Origin of the sequence: Streptomyces sp. NPDC086077 (genome assembly GCF_040686175.1) — a bacterium.
Lineage (GTDB): Bacteria > Actinomycetota > Actinomycetes > Streptomycetales > Streptomycetaceae > Streptomyces.
The window spans coordinates 1-2,532 of the sequence record NZ_JBFBJT010000299.1 but is presented as its reverse complement, the minus strand read 5'-3'; the positions used below and the strand labels follow the sequence as shown (position 1 = coordinate 2,532).

Below are 2,532 nucleotides of genomic sequence, written 5' to 3'. Positions count from 1 at the left end.
CGGTCGAGGGCTGAGCCCCAACCTCCCAGAGCAGTAGTGGCAGGGCCTGCTCGGCCTGGACCACAACTCCTAAGAAACCCAGGAGCAGTAGTGAGCAAGCGCAGCAAGTCTCTCCGCGCTGCGGACGCCAAGATCGACCGGGACAAGCTCTACGCCCCGCTCGAGGCCGTCCGTCTCGCCAAGGAGACCTCCACGACCAAGTTCGACGGCACCGTCGAGGTCGCCTTCCGTCTGGGTGTCGACCCGCGCAAGGCCGACCAGATGGTCCGTGGCACCGTGAACCTTCCGCACGGCACCGGTAAGACCGCCCGGGTCCTGGTCTTCGCGACCGGCGACCGTGCCGAGGCCGCGCGTGCCGCGGGCGCCGACATCGTCGGCGCCGACGAGCTGATCGACGAGGTGTCGAAGGGCCGTCTGGACTTCGACGCCGTCGTCGCCACCCCCGACCTCATGGGTAAGGTCGGCCGCCTCGGCCGCGTGCTCGGCCCCCGTGGTCTGATGCCGAACCCGAAGACCGGCACCGTGACCCCCGACGTCACCAAGGCCGTCAACGACATCAAGGGTGGCAAGATCGAGTTCCGCGTCGACAAGCACTCGAACCTGCACTTCATCATCGGCAAGGCGTCCTTCGACGACGACAAGCTGGTGGAGAACTACGGCGCCGCGCTGGAGGAGATCCTTCGTCTGAAGCCGTCCGCCGCCAAGGGTCGCTACATCAAGAAGGCCGCCATCACCACCACGATGGGCCCCGGCATTCCGCTCGACCCGAACCGCACCCGCAACCTCCTCGTCGAGGAGGACCCGGCCGCGGTCTGAGCCCTCATGGCTCGCTGAAGTCGGTCACGGGCCCCGCACCTCTCGCAGGTGCGGGGCCCGTTCGCGTGCCCGGCCCCGCCAGCCAAGGACTGTCACCGCGCCGGCAGGGCACCGGTAAATCCCAAGGGCCTGTCGGACCCCTGGGATAGGCTCACAGCTCACACATGTGATCCACAGGTCATACATGTGATCTATAGAGTGTTCACAGACTTCCCGTGGGGGGAATCGATGAAGCTTTCCGTGCGCACACGGACGGGGACGGGAATCGCCGCGATCGCGGCCCTGACGCTGGCCGGCGGAGCCGTCGGCTGCGGAGCCGGCAAAGGGGACGGGGCGTCCGGCTCGCGGAGCGTCCAGCAGGTCCTGACGGTGGCCTACGAGAAGACCGCCGAGGCCAAGTCCGCCAAGATCGAGATGACCATGTCGATGCCGGCCGCGATGGACGGCGGCGGCGAGATGACCATGTCCGGCGTGATGGGCTGGGACCCGACCGTCATGGACGTGACCATGAAGGACTCCATGCTCACCGCCGGGCCGGAGGCGCCCGAAGAGGTCCGCATGGTCTGGCGTGACGAGGTCATGTACATGGACATGGGGGCCGCGGCAGCCAAGGACATGGACGGCAAGAGCTGGATGAAGCTCGACCTCAAGGCCGCCGCGGAGGCCGCCGGAGACCCGGCCCTCACCCGGCAGATGACCTCCGGACTGGACAACATGAACCAGAGCCCGGCCGAGCAGCTCGCCCTGCTCCTGGAGTCGCCCAACCTCAAGCACGTCGGCAGCGAGAAGGTCGACGGCGTCGAGGCCGAGCACTACAAGGGCACGCTCACCGTCAAGGAGATGATGGAGAGCAACAAGAGCCTGGACGTCCTGGAGCCCGGGGATCGCAAGAAGCTCCTGGAGAACGTCGAGAAGTCCGGCATGAAGGGCTACGACACCGAGGTCTGGGTCGACCAGGACGACCTGCCGGTCCGGATGGACGTCACGATGCGGTCCCCCGCGGGGGACGTCAACATAAGCATGAGGTTCTCGGACTACGGCGCCAAGGCCGAGGTGGAGGTTCCGCCGGCCTCCGAGACCTTCGACCTGTTCGCGATGCTCGGGGAGCTGGGCGAGGCCGGAGCCGGTGAGGGCGCCTTCGGCGAGGACGGCCCGGAGATGGATCTGAGCGGGCTGGAGAACCCGGAGACCGGGTCCGACGTCTAGCTGCCCCGGGACCGGATTTGCTTGACGGCGATCCGGTCCCGTACTCTTCCACAGAAGCCAAAGACCGCTGGTCGTTGCCGTGCGCTCGCATGAGGGCGCGGTGGCCGAAGGATCCGCTGAACAGCGGACGACCCGCGCAGGTGACAGTGGAAGTGCTCCCGGAGTGCGTACGCAAACGTATGTACAGCCGGTCGAGTCCGCCCCGTGCGCCTGCGCCGGGGCGTTTCGTTTTTCCCAGTCCTCCTTCGGGTCCGCGCGGTCCGAATCACCCGGAAGGAGGCCGAGGCTCTATGGCGAGGCCCGACAAGGCTGCCGCGGTTGCCGAGCTGACGGACAAGTTCCGCAGCTCCAACGCCGCCGTGCTGACCGAGTACCGCGGTCTCACCGTGGCGCAGCTCAAGACGCTGCGTCGTTCGCTCGGTGAGAACGCCCAGTACGCCGTGGTGAAGAACACGCTGACCAAGATTGCGGCCAACGAGGCCGGGATCACGCTCGACGACCAGCTCTTCG

General features: G+C 67.2%; 3 protein-coding genes. All 3 read left to right on the top strand.

Annotated features, from left to right (window positions below):
- Positions 1-90: 90 nt before the first annotated feature.
- Entirely contained in the window at positions 91-816 is a 726-nt protein-coding gene (rplA, locus tag AB0O67_RS37135) for a 50S ribosomal protein L1 (RefSeq protein WP_365460477.1), read from the top strand.
- A 240-nt stretch (positions 817-1,056) separates the two neighbouring features.
- Positions 1,057-2,022 carry a hypothetical protein gene (locus tag AB0O67_RS37130; protein WP_365460474.1) on the top strand — a complete coding sequence of 322 codons (966 nt, stop codon included), beginning with the start codon at positions 1,057-1,059 and terminating at the stop codon, positions 2,020-2,022.
- Between the two features lie 290 nt (positions 2,023-2,312).
- Positions 2,313-2,532 (top strand): 50S ribosomal protein L10 (gene rplJ / locus AB0O67_RS37125; RefSeq protein ID WP_365460471.1); only part of this gene is annotated, 220 nt, incomplete at its 3' end.